The following is a 15,906-nucleotide window of genomic DNA, read 5'->3' as shown; positions in this document are numbered from 1 at the left end:
CATGGATCAAGCCTTCTTGAGGCGCGGATCGAGCAAGACATAGCTCAGGTCGACCACGAAATTGGAAACGAGCATCGCGGCGGTCATGATGAGCAGCTGCCCCTGGATGACCGGATAGTCGCGAGCGAGGATCGCCTGATAAAGCGTGTTGCCCAGGCCGGGATAGTTGAACACCACTTCGATGATCAGCGAACCCGACAGGACCGTGCCGATGGCGATGGCAAGGCTTGAGACCGTTGGCAGCAGCGCGTTGCGCGCGGCATACCACAGCATCACATTGCTGTCTGACAGGCCCTTGGCGCGGCCCATGACGATGTAGTCCTCGCCCAGCAGGTTGATCATGTTGTTGCGCATGGTCACGGCAAAGCCGCCGGTCTGGATGAAGACCAGTGTCAGGAAGGGCAGGGTGCCGTGATAGATCACGCTGGAAATGTAGGTCCAGTTGAAGGCCGGATCGAGCATGGGGTTGGCGGCGTAACCGTTCGGGAACCAGCCCAGCGTGTAGCCGAACACGAACAGCATGATCAGCGAGACGACGACGCCGGGCACTGAACTGGAGAAGATGGCCAGCAGCGACACCACGGAGTCGAACAGCGTGCCGCGGCGCCATGCGGCCATCACGCCGAGGAACGTGCCGAGCACGAAGCTGGTCAGCGTGGCAATACCGACAAGGCCGAGGGTCCAGACCAGCGCGCGGCCGAGCAGGTCGGTAACGGGCAGCGGGAAGTACTTGATCGAGCGGCCGAGATCGCCGGTGAACACGCTCTTGAGATAGGAGAGATACTGCTCCCCGATCGGCGCATCGATAAAGCCGAAGGTCAGCTTGAGCGCATTCAGGTTTTCAAGCGACAGCTCGGAGCCGGCGCTGGCAAACATGATCTGGATCGGGTCACCCGGCATCACGCGGGGCAGGAAGAAGTTGATGGTCGCGGCAGCGATGAACGCCGCCAGGTAGAACGCCAGTCGCCGCAGCAAAAAGGCCATGGTGATGTGTTCCTTCCAAATTGGGGGAGGCGCGCCGTAGCGCGCCTCCGGAAACGTTCAGGCGCTTACTTTGCGACGGGATCGAGATCCAGCAGCTGGAGCAGGCGTGCAGGGTTGGCGTTCGAGCTGACCGGCGAGAACTTCGGATCGTCAGCATTGGCCCAACCGGTGAAGCGGCTGGTGTTGTACTGGAAGAACGAAGGGCTGTTGTAGACAGGGATGACGGGCATGGCTTCAGCCACGATCATCTGGGCCTTGTCCATCAGTGCCTTCTGCTCTGCCGGGTCCTTGACCTGCGTGTACTGGCCAAGCAGCTCCATGATCTCTGCATTTTCCCAATGCGGAGCGGTGAAGCGGCTCTTGCCGAAATCGCCCGGATTGAACGAGCGGATGTAGGGGAAGTACGGGTTGGCCGCCGACGCCAGGGCGTTCAGCGTCATCGAGTACTCACCGGCGATCAGGCCCGAGGTCCACACGGCGGCTTCAGGCGTGCTCATCTTCACGTTGAGGCCGGCTTCGGTCAGCGATTCCATGGAGATCTGGACCGCGTCGATCCAGTCGGTCCAACCATTCGGAACCATGATGTCGATGGCGATCGGCGTGCCATCGGGGTTGTCGCGGAAGCCGTCGCCGTCAGCGTCGACATAGCCGGCCTCGTCGAGCTGGGCCATGCCTGCTTCGAGGTCGAACTGGCCGTACTTGCCGAACTGGGTTGCCACTTCAGGGTTGGCGAAGGACTTGTAGAGTTCGCCAAGCATGGAGGGGTCGCCGTTGACCAGCGGATAGCCGTAGCCGGCGATGTCAACGATGGTCTGGCGGTCGATCAGCATGCTGACCGCGCGACGGAAGTTGACGTCGGTGAAGGCCTTGCGGTTGTTTTCGTCCGGGGTCACCTGGCTGAGCTGGAACGAGACCAGGCTCGAAGGGGTAAACCAGTACTTGTGGTGTTCCGGGTCCTTGGCGACGAAGGTGTTGTCGATGTCAGGAATGAAGCTGGTTGCCCAGTCCAGGGTGCCATCGGCGAGTGCTGCGAGCACCTGCGGGTTGTCGGCGAGCTGCGGCAGGCGCAGGCAGTCGACCTTGAGGTTCTCGGCATCCCAGTAGTTGGGGTTGCGGCACTGCTCATACACCTGCGGCGTGAAGCGCGAGATTTCGGTCATCGGGCCGGAGGCGACCGGGTTCTCGTTGGCGAAGGTCACTGGATCGGCAATGTCGGCCCAGATATGTTCTGGCACGATCGGCATGCCGACGATGGTGTTGGCGATCAGCGAGTTGGCTTCGTTCAGGTTGAAGCGAACGGTGCGATCGTCGACCTTTTCCACCGAAGCGAGCTGGGCGGAAACCGAGATGAAGTCGAGCGCCGGGAACTTCTTGATGTAGTCATAGGTGAAGATGACGTCGTCAGCCGTCAGGGCTTCGCCATCCGACCACTTCAGGCCGTCACGCAGTGTGAAGGTGATCGACTTGAGGTCGTCTGCCAGCTCGAAGCTTTCCGCCAGGCGGAAGATCGGCTCGTTGCTCTTGAGGCGGTTGAAGACGACCAGCGGCTCATACATGAAGTCGAGCGTGGTGGCGCGTGCCGAGGTCTGACCAAAGGGGTTGAAGTTGCGAACCCAGGTGGTGGTCTGTTCAGAGCTCACCGTCAGCACGTTCTGATCCTGGGCGATGGCGGGAGCCGCCATTGCCAGCACTGCGGCCGAAGCGGCCAAGATTAGCGAAGATCTAAGCATTACATTCCTCCTCTGCATTGACCCGGCTTCACGCCAGGCCGTTTTCACTGAAAATCCGTTCAACTTCCGCGTGGAGTGCTTGCACGTCCACGCGATTGTTGCCGAGCCTGGATTGGGCCCGAGCAATTCTCTCCAGGCTGGCGTCGCTCAGGGGGCGCGCTGCCTTCGCGGCGGCCTGGCTGGCCGCCAGATCACCCTGGCTGTGCAGGGCAATGTCGTAACCGGCGTCGAGCGTGGCAGCGACCCGTTCGGGCCAGGTGCCGCTCAGTGCCTCCATGGTGAGGCAGTCGGTGATGATCACGCCGTCGTAATTCAGCTCGTTGCGGATGAAATCGCACACGACCGGCGACACCGAAGCGGGCAGCTTCGGGTCGATCTGGGTGAAGATCAGGTGCGCGACCATGGCCCAGGGTGTGTCCTTGAGCGCCACGAACGGGCGGAAATCGGTCGAACGCATGTCCTCGACGCTGGCATCGACAACCGGCAGGTCAAAGTGCGGGTCAACCGATACGCGGCCATAGCCGGGGATGTGCTTCATGATCGGCATCTGGCCGACTTCCAGCATGGCGTCGATCACGACCTTGCCCATGATGGTGACCAGTTCCGGATCATCGCCGAAAGCGCGCAGGCCGATCACGTCATGGGTGCCCTTGCGGGCGAGGTCAACGACCGGCGTCGTGCCGCTGCCGATGCCCAGGTCACCCATCATGGTGCCCATGGCCAGGCTCGACAGGCGCATGGCGTGCTTGCCCAGTTCGAGGTCTTTGCGCGCCAGCTCGCCGAAGCTGCCGAGGCTGCGGAACTTAGGCCAGTTGCCATTGTCCAGCCGCTGCACGCGGCCGCCTTCCTGGTCGATATAGACAGGCGCATCCTCGCGGCCCACGGCCTCGCGGAACTGGGCGACCATGCGCTTGATCTGAGCATCATTGTCGAGGTTGCGCTTGAACAGGAACAGGCCAAACGGATTGGTTTCGCGGAAAAACGCGATCTCGTCGGCCGAAAGCTCGTAGCCCGGCATGCCAACAAAGAGGGCGAGTGGCGTCGAAGAAGACATAGTCAGTTTCCAGTGTCCGGTTTCGGCTTGATGCGCAGCAGGCCCTGGTAGATGTCTTCCTTGTCGGACGGGATGGGCATGGCGCCCGCCGCATTGACATAGAAGTCCACCGGGCCGGCCGAGCCGATGATCGCATAGGCATAGCCCTGGGCCTTCATGGCCATCAGGGTATGGTAGAAGAGCGCCAGGCCGATGCGCTTGCCGCGCTGGGTCTCGGAAACGCCTGTTGGGCCGAAGAAGCCGCGTGCGGTCGCGTTGTGGCACGCAAAGCCAACCAGTTCGCCATCGACAGTGGCGATGAGACACCCCGGTGGCTGATGCGCCATGGCGGAGGTGACTTCGCTGACCCAGTATTCGCTGAAATGGGTGCGCACCCAGTCCTTGATGATGTGCTGCTCCGGGGGCAGGGCGACGCGAATGGTGGCGCCCACGTCCTGCACCCGCTCACGTAGTTCATCCATGCGGCGGCTATAGAGATTGACCAGCAAATCCATGGCTAGCGCACAGCCCGTACGGTGTGCGCTGCCGGGTTGATCCGCGACGTTTTCTCGATGCGGGCGTCAGAGACGATCCGCTCCTGCTCTGCCGACATGGTGCCATAAGCCATAGTGCTACGCCCTAAATCTGTCGGGATGCTAGAAGTGAATATTCCAGGTGTCAACGAGACATGGAATATTGTATTCCGCCGTTCGGTTTTTCCACTGGTTGCACCACAGGGCTGTTCGGGCCGCGAAACCGCTGCGGCCTCGCGACCGGCTGTAACCGCCGGAAATCTAAGGGAAACGCTAGTCCAGCGTCTGCCGGTAGCGCAGCATGGCGACGATCGAGATCACCACAAGGATCACCGTCAGGGGCAGCAACTCGCTCCCGACATCGCCGATTCCAGCCCCCTTCAGCATCACCTTGCGCACCAGTTCGATGAAGTGCGTGGCGGGGACCGCGGTGCCGATCGCCTGGGCCCAGCCGGGCATGCCGGCAAACGGGAACATGAAGCCCGACAGCAGCACTGACGGCAGGATGGTGAAGAACGACAGCTGCATGGCCTGCATCTGGTTGCGCGCCAGCGTCGAGATCAGGAATCCGAGCGCCAGGTTGTCGAGAATGAACAGGTTAAACCCGATGAAGAAGGCGCCGACCGAACCCTCGAAGGGCACATGGAAAATCGCGTTGGCCGCGATCACGAACACCGTCGTCTGAACGTAGCCCACCAGCACATAGGGTAGGATCTTGCCCAGCATCACCTCGGGCGGGCGCACCGGCGTCGAGATCAGCATTTCCATCGTGCCGCGCTCGCGTTCCTTGACGATGGCCACTGCGGTGATCATCACCATGGTCATCGACAGGATGATGGCCAGTAGCCCCGGCACGATATTGGTCGAGGTCCGGCCTTCGGGATTGTACTCGCGATGCACGATCACCGAAAACGGGGCAGGGGTTCCGGCCAGCCCCGCCAGCGGGCCGGTGAGCACCTCGGCCATGGCGCCGGCGATGATGCCGTTCATGGCGCTCATCGCGCCGCCCACTGCAGAGGGGTCCGACGCGTCCGCCGAAATCAGGATACTTGGTTGCAGCCCTCGGACCACGTCGCGCTCGAAACCATCGGGGATCACCACCACGAAATTGGCCGTGCCGCGCCGCAAGGCCGCTTCGCCGGCGCTCACGCCCTCGACAGTCCCGCGGAAGTCGAAATAGTCCGACACTTCCATGCCGCTGATGATGGCCCGCACCAGCGGTCCGTCATCGCCCATTTCCACCAGCGTGGGCAGATGCCGCGGATCGGCGTTGATGGCGAAGCCGAACAGCATCAGCTGCACGATCGGCAGTCCGATCATCATCGCGAAGGTGACGCGGTCGCGCCGCATCTGGATGAATTCCTTGAGCAGCACCGCCAGGAACCGCGATAGCGAAAACACCCGGTTCATGCCGCCACCGGCTTGTCTCCGGCGAAATTGTCCCGCGCGCCGGTCATCAGATAGATGAACGCCTCTTCCAGCCCCGCTGGCTGCAGGCTCCATTGGTGGCCGCCTTCCGCCTCCAGCTGCCGCACGCTGCTTTCGAGCGCTGTGGCGTCGGTGCCCGAGACATGGAGCACCGAACCGAAACGCGCCACTTGCAACACGCCCGGCATGCCCGCCAGCCGCTTCTCCAGCGCGCCCAGCTCCGGCCCGGCGACGCGCCAGGTGGTCAGGCCGACCATGGTGGGGATTTGCGCTGCCGGGCCATCGATCAGCTTCTTGCCATAGGCGATATAGGCAATGAAATCGCACTGCACCGCCTCGTCCATATAGTGGGTTGATACCAGCACGGTGACGCCGGATTCGCTCAGTCGGCGGATTTCGTCCCAGAAATCGCGCCGCGCCTTGGGGTCGACGCCCGCCGTGGGTTCATCAAGCAGCAGCAGTTTGGGGTCGTGTATCAGGCAAGCCGCCAGCGCCAGCCGCTGCTTCCAGCCACCGGAGAGAGTTCCGGCCAGTTGCTTGGCCCGGTTGGCGAGCCCGAGGTCGGCCAGCGCCTGCGCCACGCGCGCCTTGCGATTTCGCACCCCATACATCCGCGCCACGAAGTCGAGATTCTCCGCAATCGACAGGTCCTCGTAGAGCGAGAACTTCTGCGTCATGTAGCCGACCTGCTCCTTGATGCGATCGGCCTGTCTCAGCACATCGAAGCTGAGGCACTGGCCCTGTCCCGCATCGGGTGTCAGCAGGCCGCACAGCATGCGGATAGTCGTGGTCTTGCCTGAGCCGTTGGGACCCAGAAAGCCGTAGATCGCGCCCTTTGGCACGGTGATGTCGAAATCGTCTACCACCTTGCGGCCGTCATAGACCTTGGTCAGCCCGGTGACCGCGATGACAGCATCGTCGCTCATGGCAGGACCGTTACGGTCACCGGTTGTCCGGGCATCAGCGTTCCCGGCGCGTCCAGCACGGCGTCGGCCCGGAACACCAGCCGTTCCCGCTCCTCGCGTGAATAGATCACCGGCGGGGTAGTCTGGGGCTGGCTGGCTATCGTGCTGATCCGCCCGCGCATGCCCTCGGCGCAGCTGTCGCAGGAAACGCGGACCTCCTGGCCCACCGCGATGTTCGCCCGGTCCGTTTCGCCGACATAGAACCGCGCCTTGATCTCTCCGTCCGGGCGGATAGACAGCACAGGCGTGCCCGCCGCCACCATTTCGCCGACGCGGAAGAACACATCGTCCACCACGCCGGCCACCGGTGCCTTCACGGTGCGGTCGTCCATATCAAGCCGCGCCCGTTCGGCATCGGCGACGGCCGCATTGAGGTTTGCCTCGGCCGCGACCTGCTGGGCGTCGCGGGCGGGCAGTTCGGCCACCGCAACCTGCGCGTTGAGCTGGTTCACCTGGGCCTGCGCGCTGGCGAGGGCCGCGCGATCCTGTTCCAGCCGCGCCTGCGTGGCTGACCCCGCGTCAAACAGCTTCTGGCTGCGGGCGAAGGTTGATTGCGCCAGCGCCAGGTCCGCCTCCGCCTTGCTCAGATTGGCGCGGATCACGTCCACTTCCTGGCTTCGGCTACCGGTCACCAGATTGTCCAGCGTGGCGCGCGCCGCTTCCACCCGCGCTTCGGCCGCGCGCAGCAGCGCTGCCTGCTGGGCGCTGCGCAGCACATAGAGTGTCTCGTCCTTTTCGACCCGCTCGCCGGTCGCGACCGCAATGGTGTCCAGCGTGCCGCCGGTTGTTGGTGCGGCATAGATGTAGTCGGCCTCGAGATAGCCGGTGAAGCCGTCACTCGTGCCCGCGCCGAACGAAAACAGCCCCATCACAGCCGCAAAAATGCCGGTCAGCCACTCGTTCATCGACCTGCCTCCGGATGCGCACTCAGCCCGTCAAACAGAATGGAGAGATGGTTTTCCACCAGCCGGTCGAGGGCCAGCCCGTCCTTGGGCTGGATGGCGAAGACCTCCGCCAGCATCAGGTGCAGCACGACGGGCCCAACGATGGAGCGCACCGTCAGTTCCGCATCGAGCTTCCTCAGATATCCCTGGTCCATGCCGCGCTGCAGCAGCGCGGTTACCGCAGGAATGGCCTCGTTCAGCACCTGTCTTTTATAGATCTCGACAAGCTGTGGCGCCTGCAGTGCTTCGCGCAGGATCAGCTTGGGAATGCCCACGCGCCGCGGGTCGTGCATTTGCGTGATCAGCTGGGTAATGATGGCCTTGAGCAGGACGCGCGGATCGCCCTCGAAATGTTCGAGCTGATCGAAGGCCATCGCCGCGATGGGCGTGATGGCCCGTTTGACGATCCCTTCGAGCAGGGCGTCTTTGGACGGGAAGTAGAGGTAGATCGCGCCCTTGGAGAGGCCGGCGCGGGTGGCAACATCTTCCACCTTGGTGGCCGCGAAGCCTCTTTCCAGAAATAGCTCCAGCGCTGCGTCCAGAACCTCGTCTGGCCGCGCTTCCGCGCGCCGTTTGAACTTGGGAGTTCCGCTGCTCATCGCTGCACCTGTTCAGTTATTAATAACTGACCGGTCAGTTAGATACAAGTCGCAAATGCGCGAGCGAAAGGGCGGGGCGGGTAGTCGGCCGCCCCTGCCTTCCAATCGTCAGTGGTGCGGGGCGCCCGCCAGGTCGGTCTTGATGACGAGGTCGAACAGGATGGCGCGGGCCGCTGCTTCGTTCTCGTTGGCAAGGGCAACCTTCAGCTCTTCAAGGGCCGCGGTAATGCCGGTATCGCCCGCGGTGGGCGCGGCACGCAGGATCTTGCTGTGCCGGGTCCGCTGCGCCGTGGCCTCGTCATAGAACAGCTCTTCGTACATCTTCTCGCCCGGGCGCTTGCCGGTCGCGATGATCTCGATGTCGCCCTCGGGGTTGTCTTCTGACTTGATGCTGAGGCCGGCCAACCGGATCATGTTCTCGGCGAGGTCGGAGATCAGCATGGGGTCGCCCATGTCGAGCAGGAACACGTCGCCGCCCTCGGACAGTGAGCCGGCCTGCACAATCAATTCGGCCGCTTCCTGGATCGACATGAAATACCGGGTCATGCCGGGGTCGGTCAGGGTCAGCGGGCCGCCATGGGCGATCTGTTCCTTGAACAGGGGAACCACCGAGCCGTTCGAACCCAGCACATTGCCAAAGCGCACCGCCGAGAAGCGCTGCCCGGTCCCGGCATTGGCTGCGGTCAGGGCCTTGTCGCGCACGATCAGCTCCGCCCAGCGCTTGGTGGCGCCCATCACATTGGTGGGGCGAACCGCCTTGTCGGTCGAGATCAGCACGAAGCTCTGCACACCGGCCTCAAAGGCGGTGTCGACAACGGTCTTGGTGCCGAACACGTTGTTCTGAATGCCTTCAAGCGCGTTGGCTTCCACCAGCGGCACGTGCTTGTGCGCGGCGGCATGGAACACCACCTGCACGCCGTGGTCGACAATGGCGTGCTTGACGCGCTTGGCATCGGTCACCGAACCGAGCACCGGAATGACCGTTGCGTCCTTGTTGCCGGTCAGTTCCTTGTCGATCTTGTAGAGCGCAAACTCATTGGCCTCGAACAGCACCAGGCGCTGTGGGCTCCACTGGGAGATCTTGCGGCACAGTTCCGAGCCGATCGAACCCCCGGCGCCCGTCACCATGACGGTGCGGCCCACGATCATGTCGCGGATGAGGTCGATATCGGGCGGCACCGACGAGCGGCCCAGCAGGTCATCGATGTCGATTTCGCGAATCTGGCTGACCAGGAACTTGCCCGTCACAAGGTCGGTTATTCCCGGCAGGGACTGCACCTTGACGCCATGGCCGCTGACGCTGCCGATAATGTCCTTGCGGCGCGCTGCCGAGGCGGACGGAATGGAGAGGATGACCTGCTTGACCCCAAAGTCGCGGATCAGCGACGGCAGGTGGGCAGGCGGATAGACCCGCAGCCCGGCAACTTCACGGCGGTGCAGGGCGGTATCGTCATCCACAAAGCCCACGATGAAGTGGCTGGCGCGCAGCGACATGGCTAGTTCGGTACCCGCGCGGCCGGCGCCATAGATCGCCACGGCGGGGCGCTTCAGCATCAGCGAGCTTGAACGGGGCCAGAACAGCCACTTGGCGCCAAACCGGCTGCCGATAATGGTGATCGAGAGCAGCGCCCAGTAGATGATCGGTACGGAGCGGGGGACGACGCCGCGGCCGGTCATTTCCGAAAGGAACGCCACGAGCACCCAGAGCACCACCGCCAGGGTCGTCGCCTGCATCATGGTCCACAACGCACGCTCGGGCAGATAGCGCACCACCGCGCGATAAAGCCCCATGCGGATGAACACCGGCACCGCAACCACCGGCGCACTGAGGATCACCAGCCAGGAATCAAGCGAGTTCGGCAGGGCCCAGCGGTCCAGCCGCAGCGAAAAGCTTGCCCACAGGGTCAGGCTGATCACCAGAATGTCAAACGTCACGAGGATCATGCGCTTTCGCTGGCGGGGGAGGGCGAGGATGCGCGATCGGAGAGTTTGAAGCATGATTTGGGGTCGAAGCCAGCTTGTGGTGGTCTAGCCGCGTCCCACGGAATCAGGCGGCTGGTCAATAGCTCAGCGCAGCATTGGCTGCCCTGGGCCCACAAAGCTGCCTCGCGAATCTGGGGCGATTTTGCGAGGATCCTCCAGTCGTCCCGGTAAATCGAGCGGGATCGACGGATATTGGGAGGATATGTCTTTGCTTTTGTTTATATTTCTCGTGCTGTTGCTGGTGCTTGTTCAGGTTTTTCTGCCCGGCCGCTATTTGACGGAACAGGTTGGACCCGAATTGCAGGTGGGGCCGCGCGATGATCTGCCCGAGCCGACGCGGGAACTGGCGCGCTCGCGCCGCGCCTTGGCGAATCTGCAGGAAACACTGCCGGTTTTCCTCACGCTCGCCATTCTCTCGATCATGCTGGGTGAGCAGGGCTGGATTTCGCTCGTCGGCGCTGCCCTTTATCTGGCCGGGCGCATCGGACACGTGATCTGCTATATGCGCGGACTTTCCCCATGGCGTTCCGTGTGTTTTCTCGTTGCGCTGGTGGGATGTCTGGTCGTTGCGGTGCCGCTCGTACCGCATATCTGGAGTTAAGGCACAATCAGGTCTTGCGAAACGCGGACAATGCCATTAGAGAACGCTTCGCCTGAAGGGGTTTAGCTCAGTTGGTAGAGCATCGGTCTCCAAAACCGAGGGTCGTGGGTTCGAGTCCCCCAGCCCCTGCCAGGCATCTCATTGAAATTGTTGGTATTCATTTGCCTTGGACTCATGCCTGAGCCCGAGGCGAAGCCTATTGCTCGGGCGCATCCACCAGGATTCGCGCCCGCGGCACGCCGACCAGGCCCGGCGCATTGGCCGGGGTCGACCAGACCCTGGTTTCGAGGAATTCGCGAAACGCCTCGGCCTGTTCCGTGCTCGGGAAATCGAGCTGCAGCACCACGTATCGGGAATCATCGTGCGGCTGGTGGATGCGGTGGGCGGTGACGCCTCCTTGGGCGCGCCTCTCGGCGAACCGGTCGAAGGCCGCCTTCCAGGTGGCGAAGTCGGTGATGGCGTGTTCGATATGCAGCGTTGCCATGGTGCTCTCCATTCGAAGTGCCCCGCCCATGCAAGGTTACGCCCGGCCCCGGAGGCGGGCAAGCATGGCTTGCCGAGCGGGCAGAGTCTGCCTTAGGAGCAGTTAGCTCCTCACCGAACCGCGCGCTGGTCCATCCGGGTCGCCCGTTCGCTCCAATAAAAAGGCAAACTCACCATGGCCGACCAGATTCGGATCGCCATTGCCGGTCACGGCAATCTCGGGCGCGGCGTTGAAGCCGCCATCAGCAAGAATGCCGACATGCGGCTGGTGGGGATTTTCACCCGCCGTGCGCCCGACCAGATCACGCCGATGGATGCGGCGACGCCCGTCCATGGCATCGATGCGCTGCCCGGCTTTGCCGGTGATGTCGACGTCCTCATCCTGTGCGGCGGTTCCAAGTCGGACCTGCCGGAGCAGGGGCCTGCTTTTGCGGCGCTGTTCAATACGGTCGACAGCTTCGATACCCACGCCCGCATTCCCGAATATTTCGCCACCGTCGATGCGCCCGCGCGCGCGGCCAACAAGACTGCGCTGATTTCGGCTGGGTGGGATCCCGGCATGTTCTCCATCAATCGCGTGATGGGCGAGGCCCTGCTGCCCGATGGCGTCACATACACGTTCTGGGGCGATGGCCTGAGCCAGGGCCATTCCGATGCAATCCGGCGCGTGCCGGGCGTGGCCGATGGCGTGCAGTATACGCGCCCCGTGCAGGCGGCCGTTGACCGCGTCCGCAGCGCGACGCGGCCCCAGTTGACGACGCGCGAGAAGCATACCCGCGAGTGCTTTGTCGTGCTCGAAGCCGGCGCCGATGCCGAGGCGGTGAAGCAGGCCATCACCACCATGCCGCACTATTTCGATGAGTATGACACCACGGTCAATTTCATTACCGCCGACGAACTCCGGCGCAACCACAAGGCGATGCCACATGGTGGCTTCGTCATCCGCAGCGGCAATACCTCCGCCGCCAATGCCCAGGTCGTCGAGTACAGCCTCAAGCTCGACAGCAATCCCGAATTCACCGCCAGCGTCCTGGTGGCCTATGCCAGGGCCGTCCACCGCCTCCACGCCGCCGGCCAATACGGCGCCAAGACGGTCTTCGACGTCCCCCCCGGGATGCTCTCCGCCAAGAGCCCCGAACAACTCCGCGCCGAACAGCTCTAGTTCCGGCCAGAAAAGCAAAAGCCCGCCCGGTATTACCGAGGCGGGCTTTTGCTGGTGAAGGGATCGAGTTTTAGGCTGTGTGAGGGGGAGACGACCGGTCTTCCCTTGCTCTTTGTCGCGCGATAACATCGACCATCACGCGCGGGACCGGGGTCTTCCCAAATCGGTTGCTGACGAAACGCAACTGCTGGTCGTCGACTCCATAAACATACCGAGCGGCAGACTCGACCGTTAGTTTATTGACCTCTCTGGCAAGGATTGAGGGCTTTCGAGACAGAAGTTCATTGATAACGTCGGGGTCGATCGACGCAACAAAAAGCCTCCTCGGCCCGATCGGCAAAGCTATATGAGTGCCCGGACGCTCCAGTCCATTTGTGCGAATAACAGGTCTGTCTGAAGTTAGGAGCGGGTGGCAGTGTTCGGGGAAGTTGAACACGCGCCAAGTCATCTTATTGATGTGCGATCCCACATTCGCATTGTCGATCAGGTCGAAATACATCTCGAACATGTGCTGCTCGATGACTGACAGAGGCATCGCTGCGCTGAAGTCGAGATAGGTTTCAGGTTCGCCCTGTTTTCGTCGTGCCTGATACTCAGCTTCGATCGTGGGATCAGATTTGTAAAAGAGGTCGAAATACAGTTGCCTAAATAGTGCGACGTCTTCAGGAAGTCGCACCAACAAGGACAGTATGAACCTCGTCCACGCCGATCTAAGGGGCTCGGTCCACGCCGCCCGGTTCCCATATTTTTCCATGAGAACCAGCGCATCATTTGCCTCACTGTCCACAGGCTGGAAGAACATAGTCTCCACCTGTTGGGCAAGCTCCGGACGGAAACCTCTCATCTCATACACGCGATGCAGAAACCCGGTAGCACTGGGCGCCCGTCGCACCGCTGCAATTTTGCCAGGGATCGGATTCATGTACTGACACAATCGGCCGTCCGAGCCTGCCCAGCGCTTTAGGTAAAAGACGGGAATGTAATGGTGCTTGGTCGGCGGGTTTGGCGGAACGGTCACGGCGCTGGCCATCAACTGAAATATGAAAGGCGGCGGAATCGAATAGGCGAGCTGCATCCGCTGTCGCGTTGTTGCAGAATTCTCTTGAATTGGCGGTGGGGAGCAAAGCCGTCGCTTGGCCCACTTAACTTCATCCCGCGCTAACCCTACGCTCACTGGCATCGCCAAGTATAGATAAAGCATTAGCATTTCTGGCCTACCACGCTGCCCAGGCGGATTGTGCGCGAGGGGATCAGCATCATGGCGCTGATAGTGGGAAGCACCTTTTTGCTGTTTGGCGCGCTGTTCTGCGTCATCGGTTATCAGATGAAGTCTGTCGCCTACCTGCGCTTCTTCGGCAGGGGCTTTCTGCTGGCTGCCTTTGGCTTTGGTGTGCAGAAGCTCTTCCTGCCGCCTGACATCAACATGAATTCCCTGCTGGCGACCGCGGTCTATGCCGCTGCGGCGATGCAGTTCGCCGAGGGGTCTTTGAACCGCTCGGGCCAGAGTTTTGGCCAGATGTGGCGGGGCGTGTTCTTTTTCGGCCTGATGGCGATCACGGGCTATTATCTCTATGCCGATCCGGATCTGCTGGCGCGCACCTACTCGCTGAGCTTCGCCTTTGGCGGCATTCTGCTGGTTGCCGCCTGGAAGCTGTTCTGGCTCGATGGCAAGCGCCTCTCCGACAAGGTGCTGATCGTTACCCTGATCGTGGTTGGCCTGCACTTCTTCCCGCGCGTCTTGATGACCGCCGCCAGTTTTTCCAGTGAGACGCTCGGCGAGATCGGCTTGAGTACGTTCTGGCGGGTGCTCGAAGTGTCGCTCGCCCTGATGGCCATTCTGGGCGCTACCGCCACGCTGTTGGTCGCCGGGCTCGATATTTTCGAGGCGCTGCGTTTCGAGCGCGACACCGATTATCTTACGGGCCTGTGGAACCGGCGCGGGCTTGAGGAGCAGGTCCGCTCGGCCAGGGAACTGAGGGGCCATGTCTTGCTGGTTGATATCGACCACTTCAAGCAGGTGAATGACACTTGGGGGCATCCGCGTGGCGACGAGGTGCTGCGGGCGGTTGCCGGTGTGCTTCGGGCCTCGGTGCGGAGCGAAACGATCATCGCGCGCATCGGTGGCGAGGAGTTCGTGCTGGTCATACCCGGTAGTCTCAGCGACGCCGAGGCTTGCGCCGAGCGGGTCCGTCAGGCCGTGCTGGCCGCCGACGTGCTTGGCGAGCGCAATGATCTGCATGTCTCCGTCAGCATTGGTGTTGCGCCCCTGCGGCGGGATCTTTCGCCGGCTTTGCGCGGGGCAGACCTTGCGCTTTATGCCGCCAAGCGCGCCGGGCGAAACACCGTTCGGCTGGCCTCCGGTCAGGATTATCTGCCGATCACGAACTGACCAGGCGTAACCTTTGGGTTGCCGGTTTTGCGGCCACGCCCTGCCAGTGCAGACTGATCAGCTCTGCCCCGTTTTGCGTTTCCGATTTCAACGTCATGGTGCGCACCAGCGCCTGCCCGGCGCGGGCAATGGCCGCGGCCTGCCGGTCATGGCTGCGCACCCAGTCGATCCGCTCCCGGAGATCACTCATGTCGGCTGAAACCGGCACATAGTGCTCCCATGGCACGAGCCGGTCGTACCACCACTGGCGATAGTCATCGGCACTGGCCACCTTGAGCACGCAGCATCCGAAATGCATGCGCACGACCAGGTTCGACCACGCATTGGTCCAGCCATCGATGTCGATCGCGTATTTGTCGCCAAGCCAGTCGCGCTCGGGGCGCATTGTTCCGGTAATGCCCAGCGGCGCGAAGGCGCTGAGCGGAATCGTTTGGCCATTGCCGGCGGTCAGCCTGGCATCGGTTCCTGCGACCCCATCGAGCAGCATGCATAGCCGCGCCCGCTGGATCACCCGGGGATTGTGCGCGTCGGCGGCCACAAGCGGGTGAATGCCATGCCCATTCGCGCCGCCCCGCCAGGTGATGGTCGCGCTGCGGTCACTCCAGGCAACGGCCTCTTTTTCTGCCAGACGCCGTTCGGCGGCGAAGCCATCGCGCAGGATGAAGTAGCGGTCGGGCAGGGCGATGATCCTAGGATCGCGCGAGGAGGGCGCAAAGCGCGCCGCGCTGGGGTTGTCTCCGTCATTGCAGGCCACGGTGATGGCGCCCACCGTCTCGGGGCTGTGTAGCAGCAGGTAGAGATAAGCCGTCACGTTCTCTCGCTGCTGAAACGCGATCTCGGCGGCATCCTCGGGCAGGCCCAGATGGATCCGTCCGTGGCGGCGCTCCAGCGTTACGTCATAGGCGAAGGGCGTTGGTGTGGCGGGGCAGGATGCGAACCGCGCGGTCTGGCCGAGTCGTCCGAGCGAGCGACGCAGTTGATGGCCGAGAAACACGGTAAGTAGGCGGCGGCTGAGAGAGACGGTCGTCATCTAGGGCTCGCGGTGGACGGCTCGCTGCGAACCCGGGATGAG

Annotated in this window: 15 protein-coding genes and 1 tRNA gene; 4 read left to right on the top strand and 12 right to left on the bottom strand. The window is 62.5% G+C overall.

The window, feature by feature from the left end; translation table 11 throughout:
* Window positions 1-6: 6 nt before the first annotated feature.
* The 9 genes from ACZ5WT_RS17070 to ACZ5WT_RS17030 all read right to left on the bottom strand — a co-directional run bounded on the left by ACZ5WT_RS17070 (window position 7) and on the right by ACZ5WT_RS17030 (window position 10,160).
* Complete coding sequence (locus ACZ5WT_RS17070) at window positions 7-984, bottom strand: ABC transporter permease (protein ID WP_464284962.1); 978 nt, start codon at window positions 982-984, stop codon at window positions 7-9.
* Window positions 985-1,049: 65 nt separating this feature from the next.
* Window positions 1,050-2,714, bottom strand: a complete 1,665-nt coding sequence (locus ACZ5WT_RS17065) for an ABC transporter substrate-binding protein (protein ID WP_464284961.1) — start codon at window positions 2,712-2,714, stop codon at window positions 1,050-1,052.
* A gap of 28 nt (window positions 2,715-2,742) precedes the next feature.
* On the bottom strand, window positions 2,743-3,768 hold the full coding sequence (locus ACZ5WT_RS17060; RefSeq protein ID WP_464284960.1) for a glycoside hydrolase family 3 N-terminal domain-containing protein: 1,026 nt from the start codon (window positions 3,766-3,768) through the stop codon (window positions 2,743-2,745).
* Between the two features lie 2 nt (window positions 3,769-3,770).
* Complete coding sequence (locus tag ACZ5WT_RS17055; protein WP_464284959.1) at window positions 3,771-4,262, bottom strand: GNAT family N-acetyltransferase; 492 nt, start codon at window positions 4,260-4,262, stop codon at window positions 3,771-3,773.
* Between the two features lie 291 nt (window positions 4,263-4,553).
* Window positions 4,554-5,690, bottom strand: coding sequence for an ABC transporter permease (locus tag ACZ5WT_RS17050; RefSeq protein ID WP_464284958.1), 1,137 nt, complete (start codon window positions 5,688-5,690; stop codon window positions 4,554-4,556).
* Window positions 5,687-6,634 carry an ABC transporter ATP-binding protein gene (locus ACZ5WT_RS17045; RefSeq protein WP_464284957.1) on the bottom strand — a complete coding sequence of 316 codons (948 nt, stop codon included), beginning with the start codon at window positions 6,632-6,634 and terminating at the stop codon, window positions 5,687-5,689. The genes ACZ5WT_RS17050 and ACZ5WT_RS17045 overlap by 4 nt, the downstream gene beginning before the upstream one ends.
* A complete protein-coding gene (locus ACZ5WT_RS17040) occupies window positions 6,631-7,578 on the bottom strand; it encodes an HlyD family secretion protein (RefSeq protein ID WP_464284956.1) in 948 nt (315 codons plus the stop codon). The genes ACZ5WT_RS17045 and ACZ5WT_RS17040 overlap by 4 nt, the downstream gene beginning before the upstream one ends.
* Complete coding sequence (locus ACZ5WT_RS17035) at window positions 7,575-8,216, bottom strand: TetR/AcrR family transcriptional regulator (protein WP_464284955.1); 642 nt, start codon at window positions 8,214-8,216, stop codon at window positions 7,575-7,577. The genes ACZ5WT_RS17040 and ACZ5WT_RS17035 overlap by 4 nt, the downstream gene beginning before the upstream one ends.
* A 108-nt stretch (window positions 8,217-8,324) precedes the next feature.
* Window positions 8,325-10,160, bottom strand: coding sequence for a polysaccharide biosynthesis protein (locus ACZ5WT_RS17030; protein WP_464284954.1), 1,836 nt, complete (start codon window positions 10,158-10,160; stop codon window positions 8,325-8,327).
* Between the two features lie 241 nt (window positions 10,161-10,401).
* Here ACZ5WT_RS17030 and ACZ5WT_RS17025 point away from each other — a divergent pair, with 241 nt between their 5' ends.
* A complete protein-coding gene (locus ACZ5WT_RS17025) occupies window positions 10,402-10,800 on the top strand; it encodes an MAPEG family protein (protein WP_464284953.1) in 399 nt (132 codons plus the stop codon).
* A 56-nt stretch (window positions 10,801-10,856) separates the two neighbouring features.
* Window positions 10,857-10,932 (top strand) — tRNA-Trp (locus ACZ5WT_RS17020).
* Window positions 10,933-10,996: 64 nt separating this feature from the next.
* Here the strand turns inward: ACZ5WT_RS17020 and ACZ5WT_RS17015 are convergent.
* The gene (locus ACZ5WT_RS17015) at window positions 10,997-11,284 is read right to left on the bottom strand and encodes a hypothetical protein (RefSeq protein WP_464284952.1); all 288 of its coding nucleotides are present in this window, start codon (window positions 11,282-11,284) and stop codon (window positions 10,997-10,999) included.
* Window positions 11,285-11,458: 174 nt separating this feature from the next.
* On the opposite strand from ACZ5WT_RS17015, the gene ACZ5WT_RS17010 reads away from it, so the two are divergent.
* Complete coding sequence (locus ACZ5WT_RS17010; protein WP_464284951.1) at window positions 11,459-12,445, top strand: diaminopimelate dehydrogenase; 987 nt, start codon at window positions 11,459-11,461, stop codon at window positions 12,443-12,445.
* A gap of 70 nt (window positions 12,446-12,515) precedes the next feature.
* Here the strand turns inward: ACZ5WT_RS17010 and ACZ5WT_RS17005 are convergent, their stop codons facing one another.
* A complete protein-coding gene (locus ACZ5WT_RS17005; protein ID WP_464284950.1) occupies window positions 12,516-13,520 on the bottom strand; it encodes a DUF4238 domain-containing protein in 1,005 nt (334 codons plus the stop codon).
* A gap of 183 nt (window positions 13,521-13,703) precedes the next feature.
* Between ACZ5WT_RS17005 and ACZ5WT_RS17000 the strand changes: the two genes are divergently transcribed.
* A complete protein-coding gene (locus ACZ5WT_RS17000) occupies window positions 13,704-14,834 on the top strand; it encodes a GGDEF domain-containing protein (protein ID WP_464284949.1) in 1,131 nt (376 codons plus the stop codon).
* Here the strand turns inward: ACZ5WT_RS17000 and ACZ5WT_RS16995 are convergent.
* Entirely contained in the window at window positions 14,824-15,864 is a 1,041-nt protein-coding gene (locus ACZ5WT_RS16995) for a glycosyl transferase family 90 (protein ID WP_464284948.1), read from the bottom strand. The two genes, ACZ5WT_RS17000 and ACZ5WT_RS16995, sit on opposite strands and share 11 nt — an antisense overlap.
* Window positions 15,865-15,906: the final 42 nt, after the last annotated feature.

The organism is Devosia sp. T2-14 (genome assembly GCF_055397495.1).
This window is presented reverse-complemented; position numbering and strand designations above follow the sequence as displayed.

Excerpts from the sequence above, each read along its gene's own strand:
- ACZ5WT_RS17070 (WP_464284962.1), bottom strand. The coding sequence starts at position 984 with ATGGCCTTTTTGCTGCGGCGACTGGCGTTCTACCTGGCGGCGTTCATC.
- ACZ5WT_RS17065 (WP_464284961.1), bottom strand. The coding sequence starts at position 2,714 with ATGCTTAGATCTTCGCTAATCTTGGCCGCTTCGGCCGCAGTGCTGGCA.
- ACZ5WT_RS17060 (WP_464284960.1), bottom strand. The coding sequence starts at position 3,768 with ATGTCTTCTTCGACGCCACTCGCCCTCTTTGTTGGCATGCCGGGCTAC.
- ACZ5WT_RS17055 (WP_464284959.1), bottom strand. The coding sequence starts at position 4,262 with ATGGATTTGCTGGTCAATCTCTATAGCCGCCGCATGGATGAACTACGT.
- ACZ5WT_RS17050 (WP_464284958.1), bottom strand. The coding sequence starts at position 5,690 with ATGAACCGGGTGTTTTCGCTATCGCGGTTCCTGGCGGTGCTGCTCAAG.
- ACZ5WT_RS17045 (WP_464284957.1), bottom strand. The coding sequence starts at position 6,634 with ATGAGCGACGATGCTGTCATCGCGGTCACCGGGCTGACCAAGGTCTAT.
- ACZ5WT_RS17040 (WP_464284956.1), bottom strand. The coding sequence starts at position 7,578 with ATGAACGAGTGGCTGACCGGCATTTTTGCGGCTGTGATGGGGCTGTTT.
- ACZ5WT_RS17035 (WP_464284955.1), bottom strand. The coding sequence starts at position 8,216 with ATGAGCAGCGGAACTCCCAAGTTCAAACGGCGCGCGGAAGCGCGGCCA.
- ACZ5WT_RS17030 (WP_464284954.1), bottom strand. The coding sequence starts at position 10,160 with ATGATCCTCGTGACGTTTGACATTCTGGTGATCAGCCTGACCCTGTGG.
- ACZ5WT_RS17025 (WP_464284953.1), top strand. The coding sequence starts at position 10,402 with ATGTCTTTGCTTTTGTTTATATTTCTCGTGCTGTTGCTGGTGCTTGTT.
- ACZ5WT_RS17015 (WP_464284952.1), bottom strand. The coding sequence starts at position 11,284 with ATGGCAACGCTGCATATCGAACACGCCATCACCGACTTCGCCACCTGG.
- ACZ5WT_RS17010 (WP_464284951.1), top strand. The coding sequence starts at position 11,459 with ATGGCCGACCAGATTCGGATCGCCATTGCCGGTCACGGCAATCTCGGG.
- ACZ5WT_RS17005 (WP_464284950.1), bottom strand. The coding sequence starts at position 13,520 with ATGCAGCTCGCCTATTCGATTCCGCCGCCTTTCATATTTCAGTTGATG.
- ACZ5WT_RS17000 (WP_464284949.1), top strand. The coding sequence starts at position 13,704 with ATGGCGCTGATAGTGGGAAGCACCTTTTTGCTGTTTGGCGCGCTGTTC.
- ACZ5WT_RS16995 (WP_464284948.1), bottom strand. The coding sequence starts at position 15,864 with ATGACGACCGTCTCTCTCAGCCGCCGCCTACTTACCGTGTTTCTCGGC.